The following is a 16847-nucleotide window of genomic DNA, read 5'->3' as shown; positions in this document are numbered from 1 at the left end:
TCAGCGCTCCGGGGCGCTCCGTCACCGTTCGACGGTCGGTGCGACCGCGTCCCACAATGCGGACGCCAGTCGCGACTTCGAACCGTGCGGGATGGGGCTCTCGGCCCCGTCGGCGGACAGCAGCCAACCGGCGTTGTCCTCGACCTCGAACGCCCGGCCGTCGCCCACGGCGTTGACCACGAGCCAGTCGCAGCCCTTGCGCTTGAGCTTCGCGCGACCGTACTCAAGCACTCCGGCGCCGGCGTCACCGGTCTCGGCCGCGAACCCGACGACGACCTGCCCGGGCCGTCGCGCGGCGACCAGCTCGGCCAGGATGTCGGGGTTGCGGGTGAGCGCGACGGGTTCGGGATCCCGATCGGTCTTCTTGATCTTGTGCTCGACCAGGTCGACCGGCCGGAAGTCGGCGACGGCGGCGGCCATCACCACGACGTCGGCCGCGGCGGCGACGGAGTGCATCGCGTCACGCAGCTCCAGCGCGGAGCCGACGCGCACGACGTCCACCCCGGCGGGCGCGACCAGGTCGGCGGTGTGCGCGGCGACCAGCGTCACCCGCGCGCCGCGCTGGGCGGCGACCCGGGCCAGCGCGTAGCCCTGCCGGCCGGACGAGCGGTTGCCCAGGAAGCGCACCGGGTCCAGCGGCTCGCGGGTGCCGCCCGCCGACACCGCCACGTGCACGCCCTCCAGGTCGCGCGGCAGCGCGTCGGGGCGCGCCAGCAGCAACCGGGCCAGGTCCACGATCTCGGCGGGCTCAGGCAGCCTGCCCTTGCCGGTGTCCTTGCCGGTCAGCCTGCCGCTGGCGGGCTCGGCGACGATCACGCCGCGCGAGCGCAGCAGCGCCACGTTGGCCTGCGTCGCCGGGTGCTCCCACATCTCCGTGTGCATCGCCGGCACCAGCAGCACCGGGCAGCGCGCGGTCAGCAGCGTGTTGGTGAGCAGGTCGTCGGCCAGGCCGTGGGCGGCCTTGGCGATCAGGTTGGCCGTGGCGGGCGCCACGACGACCAGGTCGGCGGTCTGCCCCAGCTTCACGTGCGGCACGGACGGCACGTCGGAGAACACGCCGGTCTGCACGGGCTGACCGGACAGCGCCTCGAACGTGGCCGCGCCGACGAACTTCAGCGCGCCGTCCGTGGGCACGACGCGCACGGCGTGGCCGGACTCGGTGAGCCGGCGCAGCACCTCGCACACCTTGTACGCGGCGATGCCCCCGCCCACGCCCAGGATGACCCTGGGGCGGTCGGGGGCGTCAACGGCCTCGGTCACTCGCCCTCGGTGTGCTCGAGCAGACCCGCGTGGATCTCCCGGAGCGCGATCGACAGCGGCTTCTCGCGCGGGCCCGGCTCGACCAGCGGACCGACGTACTCCAGCAAGCCCTCACCGAGCTGCGCGTAGTAGTCGTTGATCTGCCGCGCGCGCTTGGCCGCGTAGATCACCAGCGCGTACTTCGAGCTGACCTGCTCCAGCAGGTCGTCGATCGGCGGGTTGGTGATGCCCTCCGGAGTACCCGAGAGCGGGCCCAGCTCGGTGTGCGTGGTCACTCGTCAACGCTCCTGCGGTTCAGGGGTGGGTCTGTGTCGCCCCAGGTCAGGACAACCGTGTCGGGACAACCGTCCCGTGCCTCGCGACGCGCGTGCTCACGCGTCGGGCACCGGGCCGACCACCAAGTTTAGCAAGCTCACGGCGGCGATCTTCACGTCGTCGTTCACCACGACCTCGTCGAACTCCGGCTCGGCCGCCAGTTCCTCCCTGGCGATCTCCAACCGGCGGGCGACGACGGCGGGGTCCTCGGTGCCGCGGCCGGTCAGCCTGCCGACCAGGTGCTCCCACGACGGCGGCGCCAGCATGACCAGCTGGGCCTGCGGCATCGCGACCCGGACCTGCCGCGCGCCCTGCAGCTCGATCTCCAGCAGGGACGGCGTGCCGGCCGCGAGCGCCCGCTCCACCGGCTCCTTGGGGGTGCCGTAGCAGTTGCCCGCGAACTCGGCGTGCTCCAGGAGCTCGCCCGCGGCGACCATGTCGCGGAACTCGGCGGTGTCGACGAAGTGGTAGTGCACCCCGTCGACCTCGCCCGGCCTCGGCTTCCTGGTGGTCACCGAGACGCTGAAGTGGATCTCCGGACCCATCCGGCGCAGCTCGGCCAGCACGCTGGACTTGCCGACGCCGGAGGGCCCGGACAGAACGGTGAGGCGGGGCCGGGCGCGAACGCCCGACCCCACCCCGGTGCCATCACTCACTCGCCGCTGAACTCGGTGAGCAGCGCCTTGCGCTGCCGCTCACCCAGGCCGCGCAGCCGACGGGACGGAGCGATCTCAAGGCGCTCCATGATCTGCTGCGCACGCACCTTGCCGACGCCCGGAAGCGCCTCGAGCAGCGCGGACACCTTCATCTTGCCAAGGACCTCGTCGCTCTCGGCGGCCTTCAGCACGTCGGTCAGGTTCGTGCCGCCACGCTTGAGGCGCTCCTTGAGCTCAGCCCGAGTGCGACGAGCGGCAGCAGCCTTCTCCAGCGCTGCGGCCCGCTGCTCCTCGGTAAGCTGGGGAAGGGCCACGATTTCCTCCGTGGTGTGGGAATGTCAAATTCTGGATCGGTGCCGCGACCGTACCGAGCGCAATTGCCTGGGTACAACGTGGGTCCCAGTCAGGTGAATCTTTGTCAGCGCTGGAGTGGTAGCGGCGGGTGGTAGTAGTACCAACACCCCCCAACAGGTCTATCACCGCCACCGGTAACGCCTTGCGCACGCCGGGTGTGGTATGCGCTCGATGGGGGATGGACCCGCCGGTGGCCAGGACCGTACCAGGGACCGTTTGCGCTGGTGAGCGGACCACGCGAAGCGTGTCGCGATTTGATCGTGATCACATCTCCAAGGAGGCCCGCACGGCCTCCACCGACGACCGCAGTTTTGCGGTCTCCGGACCGTGCTTGAGCACGTCCCGGGAGGACGTCGGGAGCACTCCGCGCAGGTCCGCGCCGAACAGCGCGCGCAGGTCCGCGACGGTTGCGCCCTGGGCGCCGAAACCGGGCGCGAGGACGGGTCCGTGCAGGTCAGAGAGGTCCACGCCGAGTTCGCCGAGCGTCGCGCCGATCACCAGGCCGACGTCGCCGAACGGCTCGGCGCCCGCGTTCGCCCGCGCCGCGGAGTCCACGATCGACTGCGCCACGGAACGCCCGTCGGAGCCCGTCGCGCGTTGCACGGAAGCGCCCTCGGGATTCGAAGTCAACGCGAGGACGAATATTCCGCGACCGCTCTCGGAAGCCGCCGAGAGCGCCGGATCGAGCGATCCGAAGCCGAGGAACGGCGACACGGTGACCGCGTCGCCCGCCAGCGGCGAACCCTCGGTGAGGTAGGCCGAGGCGTAGGCGGCCATGGTCGAGCCGATGTCGCCGCGCTTGGCGTCGACCAGCACCAGCGTGCCGCTGTCGCGCAGGTCGGCGATGACGCGTTCCAGGACCGCCACGCCCCGTGAGCCGTGCGCCTCGAAGAACGCCGCCTGCGGCTTCACCACCGCCACCCGGCCGCCGAACGCCTCCACGCAGGTCAGCGCGAACCGCTCCAGCCCCGCGGCGTCCTGGGAGAGCCCCCAGGACGCCAGCAGGCCGGGGTGCGGGTCGATGCCCACGCACAGGGGCCCGTGCTCGGAGATCGCCCGGGACAGGCGTGCGCCGAACCTCATCCCTCACCCCGCAGCGCCGCCTGGAGGGCCTGGAGGGGCCGCACGCCGATGTCACCGCGGATGGCGGCCTCGATGCCGTGCACGGCCGCCGCCGCGCCCTGGATCGTGGTGACGCAGGGGATGTCCTTGGCCACGGCCGCAGTGCGGATCTCGTAGCCGTCGACGCGCGGCCCGTGGTTGCCGTACGGGGTGTTGATGATCATGTCGACGGTGCCCGCGAGGATGGCGTCGACGATGTTGTCGGCGCCCTCGAAGTGCTTGCGCACGACCGTGCAGGGGATGCCGTTGCGGCGCAGCACCTCGGCGGTGCCCGCGGTGGCCAGCACCTCGAAGCCGAGGTCGGCGAGCCGCTTGACCGGGAAGATCATGGCCCGCTTGTCCCGGTTGGCCACCGACACGAACACCCGCCCCGACGTGGGCAGGGAGCCGTAGGAGGCGGTCTGGGACTTGGCGTAGGCCATGCCGAACGACACGTCGATGCCCATGACCTCGCCGGTCGACTTCATCTCCGGGCCGAGCAGCGAGTCCACGCCCTTGCCCTCCGGCGTGCGGAACCGGTGGAACGGCAGCACGGCCTCCTTGACCGCCACCGGGGCGTGCGCGGGCAGCTTCGCGCCGTCACCGGTCTTGGGCAGCAGCCCCTCGGTCCGCAGCTGGGCCACGGTCGCGCCGAGCATGATCCGGGCGGCGGCCTTGGCCAGCGGCACCGCCGTGGCCTTGGAGACGAACGGGACGGTGCGCGAGGCGCGCGGGTTGGCCTCCAGGACGTACAGCACGTCGTCCTTCAGCGCGTACTGCACGTTGAGCAGGCCGCGCACGCCGATGCCGTCGGCGATGGCCAGCGTGGACCGCCGGACCGCCTCGATGTCGGACTCGCCCAGCGTGATCGGGGGCAGGGCGCACGCCGAGTCGCCGGAGTGCACGCCGGCCTCCTCGATGTGTTCCATCACACCCCCGATGAACACCTCGGTGCCGTCGTAGAGGGCGTCCACGTCGATCTCGATGGCGTCGTCGAGGAACCGGTCGACCAGCACCGGGTGCTCCGGGCTGACCTCGGTGGCGCGCTGGATGTAGCTGCGCAGGGTCTCCTCGTCGTAGACGATCTCCATGCCGCGACCGCCGAGCACGTACGACGGCCGCACCAGCACCGGGTAGCCGATCTCGTCGGCGATGGCCTTGGCCTGCGCGAACGACGTGGCCATGCCGTACTTCGGGGCGGGCAGCCCGGCGTCGGCGAGGACCTGGCCGAACGCGCCGCGCTCCTCGGCGAGGTGGATGGCGTGCGGCGGGGTGCCCACGACCGGCACGCCCGCAGCCTCCAGCCGCCGCGCCAGGCCCAGCGGCGTCTGGCCGCCGAGCTGCACGATGACGCCCACGACTGTGCCGGAGCGCTGCTCGGAGTGGAACACCTCCAGCACGTCCTCGAACGTCAGCGGTTCGAAGTAGAGCCGGTCGGAGGTGTCGTAGTCGGTGGAGACGGTCTCCGGGTTGCAGTTGACCATCACCGTCTCGTAGCCCGCCTCGCGCAGCGCCATGGCCGCGTGCACGCACGAGTAGTCGAACTCGATGCCCTGGCCGATCCGGTTCGGGCCGGAGCCCAGGATCAGCACCTTCGGCTTGTCGGGCTGCGCGGCCACCTCGGTCTCGGCGTCGGGGTCCAGCTCGTAGGCCGAGTAGTGGTACGGGGTCTTGGCGGCGAACTCGGCGGCGCAGGTGTCGACCGTCTTGAACACCGGCCGCACCTTCAGCCGGTGGCGCAGCGAGCGGACGCCGTCCTCACCGGCCAGCTCCGGGCGCAGCGCGGCGACCTGCCGGTCGGACAGGCCGGCCCGCTTGGCCTTGCGCAGCAGGCGCTCGTCCAGCACGGGCGCGTCCTCGATCTCGCCCCGCAGGCCGACCAGCCAGGCCATCTGCTCGATGAACCACGGGTCGATCCGCGACGCCTCGTGCACCTGCTCGATGGTCGCGCCCAGGCGCAGCGCGCGGTCCACCGTGTACAGCCGCCCGTCGTGGCCCTTGCGCAGGGCGTCCAGGGTGGACTCCAGCGTCTCGTCGGGATCGGGCGTGGTCCAGAACCCGGCGGCCTTGGTCTCCATGGAGCGCAACGCCTTGCCGAGCGCCTCGATGAAGCTGCGGCCGATGGACATGGCCTCGCCGACCGACTTCATGGTCGTGGTGAGCGTGCTGTCCGCGCCGGGGAACTTCTCGAACGCGAACCTCGGCACCTTCACCACGACGTAGTCGAGGGTCGGTTCGAAGCTGGCCGGGGTCTCCCCGGTGATGTCGTTGCGGATCTCGTCCAGCGTGTAGCCGATCGCGAGCTTCGCGGCGATCTTGGCGATCGGGAAACCGGTCGCCTTCGACGCCAGCGCCGACGAGCGGGAGACGCGCGGGTTCATCTCGATCACGACCATGCGGCCGTTGCGCGGGTCGATGGCGAACTGGATGTTGCAGCCGCCGGTGTCCACCCCGACCTCGCGGATGACCGCGATGCCGACGTCGCGCATGTGCTGGTACTCGCGGTCGGTGAGCGTCATCGCCGGGGCCACGGTCACCGAGTCGCCGGTGTGCACGCCCATCGGGTCGATGTTCTCGATGGAGCAGACGACGACCACGTTGTCGTTGCGGTCGCGCATGAGCTCCAGCTCGTACTCCTTCCAGCCGAGCACGCTCTCCTCGATCAGCACCTCGGTGACCGGCGACTCGGCCAGGCCGCTCGCGGCCAGCCGCTCCAGCTCCTCGGGCGTGTGGGCCATGCCCGAACCGAGGCCGCCCATGGTGAACGACGGCCGGATGACGACCGGCAGGCCGAGCTCGGCCACGGTCGCGCGGACGTCCTCCATGCTCTTGCACACTGCGCTGCGCGGCACGTCCGCGCCGATCCGGCGGACCAGGTCCTTGAAGATCTGCCGGTCCTCGCCGCGCTGGATGGCGTCGATGTCCGCGCCGATCAGCTCGACGTCGTACTTCTCCAGCACCCCGCGCTCGTGCAGCGCGATGGCGGTGTTCAACGCGGTCTGGCCGCCCAGCGTGGCCAGGATGGCGTCCGGGCGCTCGGCCGCGATGACCTTCTCCACGAACTCCGGGGTGATCGGCTCGACGTAGGTGGCGTCGGCGAACTCCGGGTCCGTCATGATCGTCGCCGGGTTGGAGTTGACCAGGGAGACCCGCAGGCCCTCCTCGCGCAGCACCCGGCACGCCTGGGTGCCGGAGTAGTCGAACTCGCAGGCCTGGCCGATGACGATCGGGCCGGAGCCGATGACCAGCACGTGCTTGAGATCAGTCCTCTTCGGCATCAGCGACCCTCACCCATCATCGTCACGAACTCGTCGAACAGCGGGGCGGCGTCGTGCGGACCGGCCGCCGCCTCCGGGTGGTACTGCACGCTGAACGCGGGCACGTCCAGCGCCCGCACGCCCTCGACCGTGCCGTCGTTGGGGCAGTAGTGGCTCAGCAGCACGCGGCCGAAGTCGGAGTCGAACTCCTCCCCGGGCTCGCCCTCCAGCGCGAAACCGTGGTTCTGCGACGTGATGGCCACCTTGCCGGTGGACACGTCGATGACCGGGATGTTGATGCCCCGGTGGCCGTAGCGCAGCTTGTAGGTGTCGCGGCCCAGCGCGCGGCCGAGGATCTGGTTGCCGAAGCAGATGCCGAACAGCGGGATGCGCCGGTCCAGCACGGTCCGGGTCAGCTCGACCGCGTGCGCCTGGGTGGCCGGGTCGCCCGGGCCGTTGGACAGGAACACGCCGTCCGGCTTGACCGCGACCAGGTCGTCCGCGGTCGAGGTCAGCGGCAGCACGTGCACCTCGATGCCGCGGGCGGCCATCATCCGCGGCGTGTTGGACTTGATGCCCAGGTCGAGCGCGGCGACGGTGAAGCGGCGCTCGCCGACGGCCTCGACCACGTACGGCTCCGCCGTGGTCACGTCACCGGCCAGGTCGGCGCCCGTCATGGCGGGCGCGCTGCGGACGCGGGCCAGCATCTCCTCGACGCCGCCGAGCTCGTCGCCGGAGAACACGCCCGCGCGCATCGCGCCCTGCTCGCGCAGGTGGCGGGTCAGCATCCGGGTGTCGATGCCCGAGATGCCGACGACACCCTGGCTGACCAGCGCGTCGTCCAGGCTGCGGGTCGACCGCCAGTTGGACGGCACGCGGGCCGGGTCGCGCACCACGTAGCCGGAGACCCAGATGCGGCCCGACTCGTCGTCCTCGTCGTTCCAGCCGGTGTTGCCGATCTGCGGCGCCGTCTGCACCACGATCTGGCGGTGGTAGGACGGGTCGGTCAGGGTCTCCTGGTAGCCGGTCATGCCGGTGGAGAACACGACCTCGCCCAGGCTCGCGCCGACCGCGCCGTAGGCCTCACCGCGGAACACGCGGCCGTCTTCCAGGACCAGTGCCGCGTTGGTCTTGACCGAGTTGATCATGCAGGGCCTCCCAGCGCTTGCACCCACTGCTCGTACACGTCCTTGTCGTCGCCCCGGAACCCGGTGTCGAACACCCGGTCGCCGAGGTGCCAGCGCACGACCAGCAGGCCGTCCGCCGTCATCACCTTGCCCGCGAGGCCGCGCGCCGTGCGGGCCCCGTCGAGTTGCGCCGCGGGGATCCACAGCGCGCTCGCGCCGGTGCGCTCCACGAGCACACCGTTCTCGGTCAGCTTCAGGGTCGCCTCGGCGCGGTGGCCGATGTCGCCGACCGCGACCCGGTCCTGCCAGTCGTCGCCGATCGTGGTGCCGAGGTACACGCCGGTCGTCTCCAGCATCGTCGCGCCGGTCTCGGCGGGCGGCCGGGGGAACTCCGGCAGCACCCCGGCCTGCCGGCGGGCGCGGCGCTGCCAGCCGCGCCACATGCCGTACAGGCACAGCAGGAAGATCGCCAGCACGGCGAGGGACAGCACCACGCGCGTCATGCGGGAATCCTTCCGCCGACCGCCGTCACGCGCCCGCGCAGCAGGGTGGCGACCACCGCGCCGGGCAGCTCCATGCCCTCGAACGGGGTGTTGGCCGCGATGCTGGCGAACTCCGCGCCGCGCACCGTCCAGATGGCGTCCGGGTCGACCAGGGTGAGGTTGGCCGGCTCGCCGACCTCGATCGGACGCCCCTGGTCGGGCAGGCCCGCGATCTCGGCGGGCCGCTCGCTCATCACCCGCGCCACGCCCCGCCAGTCCAGCAGACCGGTCTTGACCATGGTCTCCACCACGATCGACAACGCGGTCTGCAGGCCCAACATGCCGGGCCGGGCCGCGGCCCACTCGGTGTCCTTGTCCTGCACGGCGTGCGGCGCGTGGTCGGTGGCCACGCAGTCGATGACGCCCTCGGCCAGCGCCTCGCGCAGCTTCAGCGCGTCGGCGGCGGTGCGCAGGGGCGGGTTGACCTTGTTCACCGGGTCGTAGGTCGCCAGCCGCTCGTCGGTCAGCAGCAGGTGGTGCGGGGTGACCTCGGCGGACACCTGCGTGCCGCGGGCCTTGGCCCACGCCAGCACGTCGGCGGTGCCGGTGGTGGAGACGTGGCAGACGTGCAGCCGGGCGCCCGCGTGCAGCGCCAGCAGGCAGTCCCGGGCCACGATCGACTCCTCGGCGGCGGCCGGCCAGCCCTGGAGGCCCAGCCTGGAGGCCTGCTCGCCCTCGTGCGCCTGCGCGCCCACGGTCAGCCGGGGCTCCTCCGCGTGCTGCGCCACGACCACGTCCAACGCCCTGCTGTACTCCAACGCGCGGCGCATGATCAGCGGGTCGTGCACGCAGTGGCCGTCGTCGGAGAACACCCGCACGCCCGCCTTGGCCATGGTGCCCAGCTCGGCGAGCTTCACGCCCTCCAGGCCCACGGTGACCGCGCCGACCGGGTGCACGTCGACCAGGCCGACCTCGCGACCGCGGCGGGCGACGTGCGCGACGACGACCTCGTTGTCCGCGACCGGGTCGGTGTTGGCCATGGCGAACACCGCCGTGTAGCCGCCCAGCGCCGCGGCGGCCGAGCCGGTGGCGATCGTCTCGGTGTCCTCGCGGCCGGGTTCGCGCAGGTGGGTGTGCAGGTCGACGAACCCGGGCAGCAGCACCGCGCCGTTGCCGTCGACGACGTCCGCGCCCTCTCCTCCGACGGACCCGATCTCGGCGATCACGCCGTCGCGGATCAGCACGTCGGTCGGGTCACCTTCGCCGTACGGTCGTACTCCCTTGAGGATCAAGGGCCGGTTCACGCGGTTTCCTCCTCGTGGGCAAGCAGGTGGTAGAGCACGGCCATGCGCACGTGCACGCCGTTGCGCACCTGGTCGGTGATGGCGGCACGCGGCGAGTCGGCGACCGCCGAGGCGATCTCCATGCCGCGCAGCATCGGACCGGGGTGCAGCACGACCGCGTGCGCGGGCAGCAGCTTGAGCCGCCGCTCGCTCAGGCCGTAGGCGATGGAGTACTCGCGGGCCGACGGGAAGAAGTGTCCGTTGCCTCCCGCGCCGGCGGGCCCGCCATACATCCGCTCCGCCTGCACCCTGAGCAGCATCACGGCGTCCTGGCTGGGCAGCTCGGCGTCCAGCTCGTGCGACACGGTGACCGGCCAGTTCGACACCCCGACCGGCAGCAGGGTCGGCGGCGCGACGAGCGTCACGTCCGCGCCCAGGGCGGTGAGCAGGTGCACGTTGGACCGGGCGACCCGGCTGTGCAGCACGTCACCGACGATCGCGATGCGGCGGTCGCGCAGGTCGCCGAGCCGTTCCCGCAGGGTGGCCGCGTCCAGCAGGGCCTGGGTGGGGTGCTCGTGCATGCCGTCGCCCGCGTTGACCACCGACGTGCCCGCCTCGCGCAGCCAGCCGGCCAGCCGGTGCGCCGCGCCGGACGCCGGGTGCCGCACGATGACGCAGTCCGCGCCCGCCGCGGCCAGCGTCAGCGCGGTGTCGCGCAGCGACTCGCCCTTGCTCACGCTGGAGCCGGAGGACGAGACGTTCACCACGTCCGCGCTCATCCACTTGCCCGCGATCTCGAAGCTCACGCGGGTGCGGGTGGAGTTCTCGTAGAACATCGTGATGACCGTGCGACCGCGCAGCGTCGGCAGTTTGCGCACTTCACGGCCTTCGAGGGCCTGCTTGAGGCTCGCCGCGGTGTCCAGGATGGCGGTCGCCTGCGCCGGGTCGATGCCCTCGGTGGTGAGCAGGTGCTTCACCGCAGCACCACCCCGTCACGCTGGTCGAACTCGTCCAGCAGCACGTGGACCTCCTCGGTGCGGGCCGTGGGCACGTTCTTGCCCACGTAGTCCGCGCGGATCGGCAGTTCGCGGTGGCCGCGGTCGACCAGGACGGCCAGCTGCACCGCGCGGGGGCGGCCGTGGTCGCGCAGGGCGTCGAGCGCGGCGCGGATCGTGCGACCGGAGAACAGCACGTCGTCCACCAGGACCACGAGCCTGTCGTCGATGCCGCCCTCGGGCAGCTTGGTCGCCTCCAGCGGGCGGGTGGGGCCTCGGCGCAGGTCGTCCCGGTAGAGGGTCACGTCCAGCGTGCCGGTCGGCACCTCGACACCCGAGAACTCGGCGATGCGGACGGCCAGCCGGCGGGCCAGCGGCGCTCCCCGGCTCGGAATCCCCATCAGGACTACTGCGGGTGCGCTCGGTGCATCAAGAGCGGTCTTCTCGATGATCTGATGGGCCATTCGGGCGACGGTGCGCGCGACGTCGCCGGCCGACAGGAGCTCTCGCTCCCCGGCCGGGTCCGTCGCGCCACGTTGACGTGGCGCCACGGTTGGACCTCCTTCCCCGCCTCGCTGGACGGGTCCTTAAAGGACGTCGGACACCCGGCTGCGACCGGGCTGACCAGCACCGTATCAGGCGGGAGGAGTCAATCTTCCGGGTGGTGCGCGTGGTCTCGCCCACCTGGGCCGGCGAGATCAGCTTGACCTGGTGACCACGGAGAGCAATCATTACTCTGCGTATTGATCTAAGCCTCCCCGCGGCAGTCCCCTACCGGCTGACGGGGCGAATGAACGGAGAACCGCCACATGGGCGACTACGCCAAGGCGCTGGGGGCCAAGCTCCGCGCGATCCGCCAGCAGCAGGGCTTGTCTTTGCACGGCGTCGAGCAGAAGTCCGGCGGTCGCTGGAAGGCCGTGGTCGTCGGCTCGTACGAGCGCGGCGACCGTGCCGTGACCGTGCAGAAGCTCGCCGAACTGGCCGACTTCTACGGCGTCCCGGTGGCCGAGCTGCTGCCGGAGGGTCGGGTCCCGTCCGGTGCCGAACCCGCCACGAAGATCGTCATCAACCTGGAACGGCTGCAACAGCTGCCGGCGGAGAAGGTCGGGCCGCTCGCGCGGTACGCGGCCACCATCCAGAGCCAGCGCGGCGACTACAACGGCAAGGTGCTGTCCATCCGGACCGAGGACCTGCGGTCCCTGGCGATCATCTACGACATGACGCCGGGCGAGCTGACCGAGCAGCTCATCGACTGGGGCGTGCTGCCCCCCGAGGCCCGACCGGCCAAGGAGGACTGAGCACGCGAAGAGGGCCACCCGCCGGTTCGCCCCACGGGTGGCCCTTTCGGCCTGGTCTTCGCCTGCGCCCGCGCAGGCACGTCGTGCGGTGGCGTGCGCCCTAGAGCACGGCCCGGAGCTGGTCGGCGATGACCGCGATCCGGCCGAGCACACCGTTGACGAACCGCGGCGAGTCGTCCGTGGACAGGCCCTTGGCCAGCTCCACCGCCTCGTCGATCGCGACCGCGTCGGGCACGTCGGCCGCCCACAGCAGCTCGTAGAGCCCGATCCGCAGCACGGCCCGGTCGACCGCGGGCATCCGCTGCAGCGTCCAGCCCTCGGCGTGCTCGGAGATGAGGTCGTCGATCCGCGCGCGGTGCGCCGTGACGCCTTCCACGAGCGAGATCGTGTAGTCGTTCACCGGCGGCACGTCCGTCGAACCGACCCGGTCCGCGAGCAGCGTCACCGGGTCGATGCCCCGCTGGTCCGCTTCGTAGAGGACGTCGACCGCGCGTTTGCGCGCCTTGCTCCGTGCGCCCATCTCAGCCGTTCACTCGACCCAGGTAACGGCCGTCGCGGGTGTCGACCTTGATCTTCTCGCCGGTGGTGACGAACAGCGGCACCTGGATCTCCGCGCCGGTCTCCAGCGTGGCGGGCTTGGTGCCGCCGGTGGAGCGGTCGCCCTGCAGGCCCGGGTCGGTGTGCTGGATCACGAGCTCGACCGAGGTCGGGAGCTCGACGTAGAGCGCGACGCCCTCGTGCAGGGCGACGACCGCTTCCTGGTTCTCCAGCATGTAGTTCGCCGCGTCGCCGACGGTCTCGCCCGGGACGTTGATCTGGTCGTAGGTGTCGCCGTCCATGAAGACGAAGTCGGCGCCGTCCTTGTACAGGTAGGTCATGCCGCGCTTGTCGACGGTGGCCGTCTCGACCTTGGTGCCCGCGTTGAAGGTCTTGTCCACGACCTTGCCGGACAGGACGTGCTTCAACGTGGTGCGCACGAAGGCGCCGCCCTTGCCCGGCTTCACGTGCTGGAACGCGGTGACGGTCCACAGCTGGCCGTCGAGGTTCAGCACCAGGCCGTTCTTCAGGTCGTTGGTGGTGGCCACGGTGGTGGGCTCTCCTGTTGCGTGAGTGAGGCGCCGTCGGCAGGGCCGACGATCCGACTGACGTCGGCCAGGCCGACGATCCGACTTCAGACGACCACGAGTTCCTTCGTGGTCAGGGTGAGGAGCTCCGGGGCGCCTTCGCGCACCACGAGCGTGTCCTCGATGCGGACACCACCCTTCCCGGCCAGGTACACACCGGGCTCGACGGTGACCGCCATGCCGGGCAGAAGTGTACCGTCACCCGCCTTCGACAGCGCTGGAGCCTCGTGGATCTGCAGGCCCACGCCGTGCCCGAGGCCGTGCAGGAACTCGTCGCCGTGCCCGGCCTCCTCGATCACCGCGCGCGCCGCCGCGTCCACGTCCGAGACCCGCGCACCGACCGCCAGCGCGGCCCGGCCCGCCGCCTGCGAGGCCGCGACCAGTTGGTACAGCTCGCGCTGCCAGTCGGAGGCCCGGCCGACGACCAGGGTGCGGGTCATGTCGGAGTGGTAGCCGTCGACCAGCGCGCCGAAGTCCAGCTTCACGAAGTCGCCGTCGCGGACCACCGCGTCGGTCGGCCGGTGGTGCGGCACCGCCGAGTTCGCGCCCGTCGCCACGATCGACTCGAACGACGGTCCGGCCGCGCCGTGGTCGAGCATCCGGTTCTCCAGCTCGCGGGCGATCTCCTTCTCGCTGCGACCCGGCCGCAGGCCGCCGTGCTCGATGAGGCCGGCCAGCGCCCGGTCGGCCGCCGCGCACGCCATGCGCAGCGCCTCGACCTCGGCGTCGTCCTTGACCAGCCGCAACCGCTCGACCAGGTCGGCCGACCGGACGAGTGCCGCGCCGTCGGCCGCGTCCGCCAGCGCGTCCAGGCCGTCCACGGTCACGTGGTGGCTCTCGAAGCCGACCCGGTCGGGCTTCCCCTTGGCGGCGCGCTTGACCAGCGCCACGTCGCACGGCCGGTCGATGACCCGTTCCAGGTCCGGCACCTGGGCCGCGGCCTGGGTGAGGTAGCGGCCGTCGGTGCAGAACACCGCGGCGTCGTCGGAGTCGGCGTGCACCAGCAGCGCCGCGTTCGACCCGGTGAACCCGGTCAGGTAGCGGACGTTGAGCAGGTTGGTCACCAGCAGGGCGTCCAGCTCCTTGTCCCGGAGCAGGGCACGCAGGGCGGCGCGGCGCGTGGAGTACGGCATGCCAAGCAGCGTAGAGGCCGGCGGACCGCCCCACCCTGACACTCGTTCGGGTGAACCGTGCTGAATCGTGGGACTGCTCGGGTGACGGACGGTGCGGACGTGCCTGGTGACCGGCCGTCGGTCCGACCTAGGGTGGACGCATGCGCGCGTGGCTGGTCCGAGGGTTCTGGATGGGGTTGTTCCACGGCGGGGTGCAGACCGGCACCTCGGCGGTGAGCGTCCACAGCCCCGAGGCCGCCTCGTCCGTCCGGTACATCGCGATGGGGCTGGTCGTCGTCATCGGCGTGCTGTGGGGTGCGCTGGACGCGTGGCGCGGGCTCGACGGCCGGGGCATGGTGTGGTTCGTCGCCGCGCTGGTCGCCGGGCCGCTGGCCGGGGTCGTGGGGGTGGTGGGCCGGTCGCTGGTCGACCAGACCGGGCTCGAATCGCTCGGACCCGCGCTGACCGGCGGCGCGGCGTTCACCGCGTTGCTGGTCATGGCGACGGCCGCGATCGGGATGGGCGTCGGCAACGCCCTGCCCCAGCCCGACGGGTCGCGGCAGGCCGACGGTCCGGCTTAGCGGCGCAGCTCGCCCGGTTTCCCGAACGAGTCCCACTCCTTCTTGGTGACCTGGCTGAGCTGCGAGGAGTTCAGCGTGACGAGCTCGATGGCGGCCTCGCCCGAGCCGAGCACCCAGAGCCGGTCGGCCACCAGCAGCCCGATCCGGCCGTCGGGCGCGCGCACCGCCTTGGCGCCCGCCGGGATCTCCGCCACCACGGGCAGGGCGTCCACGACCGGCGGCCGGCGGGCCAGCACGCCGACGGCGAGCCGGTCGGTCACCGAGCGGCGCTCCAGCCGCACCACCTCGCCGTCCAGCACGAGGTCCGTGGTGTTCGCCGGTGACGGCACGGCGTAACCGTGCAGCAGCGCCGCCGAGTCCTCGGTCGCGCAGCCCGGCACGCCCGCGAGGTCGAGCCCGAACTGGCCGAGGGCGGTGGGTGCCGCCGCCGCGCCGTCGATGGTCGCGCGGATCACGTCCACCGCGATCCGGCCGCACGGGTCCCCGGCGGTCACCGGCGCGTGCCCGAGGGGCGTGCGGACCAGGCCAGGGCCCTCCCGCCACGGACCGGGGATGTGGACCTGGGGGTGAGGGTTCGCGGTGAACGACTTGTTCCAGAACGTCAGGCTCGTGCCGTGCTCGGTCTCGTGGGCGATGACGAACGCGTGCAGCGCGTCGACGTACATCCAGTCGGCGCTGAACGCGTCCACCACCGAGCGGGTCCGCTTCGAACGCGTGTCGGGCACCTGCTGGAAGCCGGACGGGCCCAGCGCCTGCACGCCGGAGGCGAACGTCGGGTCCTTCGAGCGCAGCACGAACTGGCCCGCGCCGTTCCACCCGGCGGCCTCACCGGTCGTGTCGGTGAACATCAGGTGGAACCAGCCGTCCACGACCAGCACCGACGGCTGGCCCGCGCCGTAGGTGTTGTCCCTGGTCCTGTCGTAGGACGGGCTCACGATCGGCTTGCCGCCCGCGGCGCGGGTCCACGTGATGCCGTCCGGGCTGGTGGCGACGCCGATGGCGTTGCCATTGGCGTGATCACCCGCCGCGCCCGTGTAGTACAGGTAGTAGGTGTCGCCGAGCTTGATCACCGACGGGTCGCAGGTGTGCATGCCGTCGAAGCCGTTGACGCTGCCGGAGAGCACCGGCATGGCCGGCGCGCCGCCGGGTGCGCCGAACGGACCGGCCGCCGACGCGCTCTCCGCGTAGAGCAGGTCGTCCCCCGGAGGCCCGGCGGCCATGAGCTGGCTGCACCACCACATGCGGTGCCTGCCGCCCTCCAGCAGCACCGTCGGCCCGTAGTTGTACGGCGCATCGCCGCCGTGCGCGACCACACCACCGCTCTGCCGGCCCCGGTCGGTGGCCAACGGCACCGGCTTCGGCGGCTCCTTGCCGGCGCTGCCGCTGGGCGTGGGCGGGGCGGACGTGGGTGCGGCACTGCTCGGCCTGGGTTCCGACGCCGGGTCGGCGGCACTCGGGGCACAGGCCGTCACGAGCACGACGACCAACGCGGACCCGAGAAGCCTCGCCGCTCCCACCTCGGAACTGGACATGGCAGGGCCGATCTCCGCTTCTCCCGGCATCAGGACACCGGGAATACGGCACGCACCCGGTTCCGGTTCAGTGTAGAGATCGACTACGTCTGCCGAGTGTCAACCGGACGAGGCCACCATCTCCACTTCGAGACCGTCCGTGTTCTCCACGTAAGCGCGTCCACCTATCTGAGTTACCGCCCAACGGACCCGCAGCGCACCCACCGAGGCCCTCAACTCAGCCACAACGGACCAGGCACAGGTGCACCGAGGCCCGATTTGACATGGGTTCGGGCGCCTTAGGCTGGACGAAGCCGGGCAGGCAGGGCGGGACGCTTTTCCCCGCCGTGCCTGCCCGGCTTTGGCCTGCCTGGGGTGCCCGTAAGGGCCC

General features: G+C 71.7%; 17 protein-coding genes. 2 read left to right on the top strand and 15 right to left on the bottom strand.

From position 1 onward, the window contains the following. Positions 1–21: 21 nt before the first annotated feature. The 11 genes from coaBC to pyrR all read right to left on the bottom strand — a co-directional run bounded on the left by coaBC (position 22) and on the right by pyrR (position 11381). Entirely contained in the window at positions 22–1260 is a 1239-nt protein-coding gene (gene coaBC / locus AB0K14_RS40210; RefSeq protein ID WP_360449715.1) for a bifunctional phosphopantothenoylcysteine decarboxylase/phosphopantothenate--cysteine ligase CoaBC, read from the bottom strand. Continuing rightward, entirely contained in the window at positions 1257–1535 is a 279-nt protein-coding gene (rpoZ, locus tag AB0K14_RS40205; RefSeq protein WP_053721631.1) for a DNA-directed RNA polymerase subunit omega, read from the bottom strand. Before rpoZ ends, coaBC begins: the two co-directional genes overlap by 4 nt. A gap of 96 nt (positions 1536–1631) precedes the next feature. Then, positions 1632–2231 (bottom strand): guanylate kinase, encoded by a 600-nt coding sequence (gene gmk / locus AB0K14_RS40200; RefSeq protein WP_360449712.1) that lies wholly within the window; start codon positions 2229–2231, stop codon positions 1632–1634. Next, positions 2228–2545, bottom strand: a complete 318-nt coding sequence (mihF, locus tag AB0K14_RS40195) for an integration host factor, actinobacterial type (RefSeq protein WP_077005726.1) — start codon at positions 2543–2545, stop codon at positions 2228–2230. Before mihF ends, gmk begins: the two co-directional genes overlap by 4 nt. A gap of 304 nt (positions 2546–2849) precedes the next feature. Next, positions 2850–3668: an orotidine-5'-phosphate decarboxylase gene (gene pyrF / locus AB0K14_RS40190; RefSeq protein ID WP_360449709.1), complete on the bottom strand. Its 819-nt coding sequence runs from the start codon at positions 3666–3668 to the stop codon at positions 2850–2852. Continuing rightward, on the bottom strand, positions 3665–6964 hold the full coding sequence (gene carB, locus AB0K14_RS40185) for a carbamoyl-phosphate synthase large subunit (RefSeq protein WP_360449706.1): 3300 nt from the start codon (positions 6962–6964) through the stop codon (positions 3665–3667). Before carB ends, pyrF begins: the two co-directional genes overlap by 4 nt. Continuing rightward, positions 6964–8091, bottom strand: coding sequence for a glutamine-hydrolyzing carbamoyl-phosphate synthase small subunit (gene carA / locus AB0K14_RS40180; protein WP_360449704.1), 1128 nt, complete (start codon positions 8089–8091; stop codon positions 6964–6966). The genes carB and carA overlap by 1 nt, the downstream gene beginning before the upstream one ends. After that, positions 8088–8573, bottom strand: a complete 486-nt coding sequence (locus AB0K14_RS40175) for a transporter (RefSeq protein WP_360449701.1) — start codon at positions 8571–8573, stop codon at positions 8088–8090. Before AB0K14_RS40175 ends, carA begins: the two co-directional genes overlap by 4 nt. Continuing rightward, positions 8570–9856 (bottom strand): dihydroorotase, encoded by a 1287-nt coding sequence (locus AB0K14_RS40170; protein ID WP_360449699.1) that lies wholly within the window; start codon positions 9854–9856, stop codon positions 8570–8572. The genes AB0K14_RS40175 and AB0K14_RS40170 overlap by 4 nt, the downstream gene beginning before the upstream one ends. After that, a complete protein-coding gene (locus AB0K14_RS40165) occupies positions 9853–10812 on the bottom strand; it encodes an aspartate carbamoyltransferase catalytic subunit (RefSeq protein ID WP_360449696.1) in 960 nt (319 codons plus the stop codon). The genes AB0K14_RS40170 and AB0K14_RS40165 overlap by 4 nt, the downstream gene beginning before the upstream one ends. Continuing rightward, positions 10809–11381, bottom strand: coding sequence for a bifunctional pyr operon transcriptional regulator/uracil phosphoribosyltransferase PyrR (gene pyrR, locus AB0K14_RS40160; protein ID WP_360449694.1), 573 nt, complete (start codon positions 11379–11381; stop codon positions 10809–10811). Before pyrR ends, AB0K14_RS40165 begins: the two co-directional genes overlap by 4 nt. A gap of 258 nt (positions 11382–11639) precedes the next feature. Here pyrR and AB0K14_RS40155 point away from each other — a divergent pair, with 258 nt between their 5' ends. Then, positions 11640–12128 carry a transcriptional regulator gene (locus AB0K14_RS40155; RefSeq protein ID WP_015103676.1) on the top strand — a complete coding sequence of 163 codons (489 nt, stop codon included), beginning with the start codon at positions 11640–11642 and terminating at the stop codon, positions 12126–12128. Between the two features lie 100 nt (positions 12129–12228). Here AB0K14_RS40155 and nusB read toward each other — a convergent pair whose 3' ends face one another. The 3 genes from nusB to AB0K14_RS40140 form a co-directional block, all read right to left on the bottom strand. Beyond that, positions 12229–12648 carry a transcription antitermination factor NusB gene (gene nusB / locus AB0K14_RS40150; RefSeq protein WP_360449691.1) on the bottom strand — a complete coding sequence of 140 codons (420 nt, stop codon included), beginning with the start codon at positions 12646–12648 and terminating at the stop codon, positions 12229–12231. Between the two features lies 1 nt (position 12649). Next, complete coding sequence (efp, locus tag AB0K14_RS40145; protein ID WP_360449689.1) at positions 12650–13213, bottom strand: elongation factor P; 564 nt, start codon at positions 13211–13213, stop codon at positions 12650–12652. A gap of 86 nt (positions 13214–13299) precedes the next feature. Continuing rightward, positions 13300–14385, bottom strand: coding sequence for a Xaa-Pro peptidase family protein (locus tag AB0K14_RS40140; RefSeq protein WP_360449687.1), 1086 nt, complete (start codon positions 14383–14385; stop codon positions 13300–13302). Between the two features lie 140 nt (positions 14386–14525). Between AB0K14_RS40140 and AB0K14_RS40135 the strand changes: the two genes are divergently transcribed. Continuing rightward, positions 14526–14945, top strand: a complete 420-nt coding sequence (locus tag AB0K14_RS40135; protein WP_360449684.1) for a B-4DMT family transporter — start codon at positions 14526–14528, stop codon at positions 14943–14945. Here AB0K14_RS40135 and AB0K14_RS40130 read toward each other — a convergent pair. Continuing rightward, positions 14942–16477 carry a beta-xylosidase gene (locus tag AB0K14_RS40130; RefSeq protein ID WP_360449682.1) on the bottom strand — a complete coding sequence of 512 codons (1536 nt, stop codon included), beginning with the start codon at positions 16475–16477 and terminating at the stop codon, positions 14942–14944. The two genes, AB0K14_RS40135 and AB0K14_RS40130, sit on opposite strands and share 4 nt — an antisense overlap. Positions 16478–16847 lie beyond the last annotated feature (370 nt).

This window comes from Actinosynnema sp. NPDC050801 (genome assembly GCF_040673975.1).
Classification (GTDB): domain Bacteria; phylum Actinomycetota; class Actinomycetes; order Mycobacteriales; family Pseudonocardiaceae; genus Actinosynnema.
Note: the sequence above shows the minus strand (reverse complement) of the source record. Positions and strands in the feature narration are given on the sequence as shown.

Excerpts from the sequence above, each read along its gene's own strand:
- AB0K14_RS40140 (WP_360449687.1), bottom strand. The coding sequence starts at position 14,385 with ATGCCGTACTCCACGCGCCGCGCCGCCCTGCGTGCCCTGCTCCGGGAC.
- nusB (WP_360449691.1), bottom strand. The coding sequence starts at position 12,648 with ATGGGCGCACGGAGCAAGGCGCGCAAACGCGCGGTCGACGTCCTCTAC.
- AB0K14_RS40130 (WP_360449682.1), bottom strand. The coding sequence starts at position 16,477 with ATGTCCAGTTCCGAGGTGGGAGCGGCGAGGCTTCTCGGGTCCGCGTTG.
- AB0K14_RS40175 (WP_360449701.1), bottom strand. The coding sequence starts at position 8,573 with ATGACGCGCGTGGTGCTGTCCCTCGCCGTGCTGGCGATCTTCCTGCTG.
- AB0K14_RS40135 (WP_360449684.1), top strand. The coding sequence starts at position 14,526 with ATGCGCGCGTGGCTGGTCCGAGGGTTCTGGATGGGGTTGTTCCACGGC.
- AB0K14_RS40155 (WP_015103676.1), top strand. The coding sequence starts at position 11,640 with ATGGGCGACTACGCCAAGGCGCTGGGGGCCAAGCTCCGCGCGATCCGC.
- pyrF (WP_360449709.1), bottom strand. The coding sequence starts at position 3,668 with ATGAGGTTCGGCGCACGCCTGTCCCGGGCGATCTCCGAGCACGGGCCC.
- carA (WP_360449704.1), bottom strand. The coding sequence starts at position 8,091 with ATGATCAACTCGGTCAAGACCAACGCGGCACTGGTCCTGGAAGACGGC.
- carB (WP_360449706.1), bottom strand. The coding sequence starts at position 6,964 with ATGCCGAAGAGGACTGATCTCAAGCACGTGCTGGTCATCGGCTCCGGC.